This is a genomic window from Burkholderia sp. ABCPW 11 (genome assembly GCF_001523445.1).
In the GTDB taxonomy this organism is placed as follows: domain Bacteria; phylum Pseudomonadota; class Gammaproteobacteria; order Burkholderiales; family Burkholderiaceae; genus Burkholderia.
On sequence record NZ_LOVM01000084.1, the window covers coordinates 1 to 1,061 of the forward strand.

At 68.0% G+C, this 1,061-nt stretch carries 1 protein-coding gene; it reads left to right on the forward strand.

Features of this window, described 5'->3' with window-relative positions; translation table 11 throughout:
• On the forward strand, positions 1–1,061 hold a 1,061-nt coding region (locus WS61_RS28445; protein WP_059505532.1), incomplete at both ends, for an efflux RND transporter periplasmic adaptor subunit.

Genomic DNA, 1,061 nt, shown 5'->3' on the forward strand with positions numbered 1-1,061 from the left:
GCCGTTTTCCTGGCCGCGTGCGGGAAAAAAGAATCGGCACCGCCGCCGCAAACGCCGGAAGTCGGCGTCGTCACCGTCCAGCCGCAAGCCGTGCCGGTCTTCACCGACCTGCCGGGCCGCACCAGTGCATTCCTCGTCGCGCAAGTGCGCGCGCGGGTCGACGGCATCGTGCTGCGCCGTGAATTCACCGAAGGCACCGACGTCAAGGCCGGCCAGCGCCTCTACAAGATCGATCCGGCGCCGTACATCGCCGCGCTGAACAGCGCGAAGGCGACGCTTGCGAAGGCGCAGGCGAACCTCGTCACGCAGAACGCGCTGGTCGCGCGCTACAAGGTGCTGGTCGCCGCGAATGCGGTCAGCAAGCAGGACTACGACAACGCGGTCGCCACGCAAGGGCAGGCCGCGGCGGACGTCGCGGCCGGCAAGGCGGCGGTCGACACCGCGCAGATCAACCTCGGCTATACGGATGTCGTGTCGCCGATCAGCGGCCGCGTCGGCATCTCGCAGGTGACGCCGGGCGCATACGTGCAGGCGAGCCAGGCGACGCTGATGTCGACGGTGCAGCAGCTCGACCCGGTGTACGTCGACCTCACGCAATCGAGCCTCGAAGGGCTGAAGCTGCGTCAGGACGTGCAGAGCGGGCGTCTGAAGACGAGCGGCCCGGGCGCGGCGAAGGTGACGCTGATCCTGGAAGACGGCAAGACCTACTCGGAGCCGGGCAAGCTGCAGTTCTCGGACGTGACGGTCGACCAGACCACGGGCTCGGTGACGATCCGCGCGGTCTTCCCGAACCCGGGCCGCGTGCTGCTGCCGGGGATGTTCGTGCGTGCACGGATCGAGGAAGGCGTGAACGAGAACGCGTTCCTGGTGCCGCAGATCGGCGTCACGCACGACCAGAAGGGCCAGGCGATCGCGATGGTGGTGAACGCGGCCAACAAGGTCGAGCCGCGTCCGCTGAAGATCACCGGCATGCAAGGGCAGAACTGGATCGTCGAAGGCGGTCTGCAGGCGGGCGATCACGTGATCGTGCAAGGCGTCGACAAGGTGCGCCCGGGCGCGAC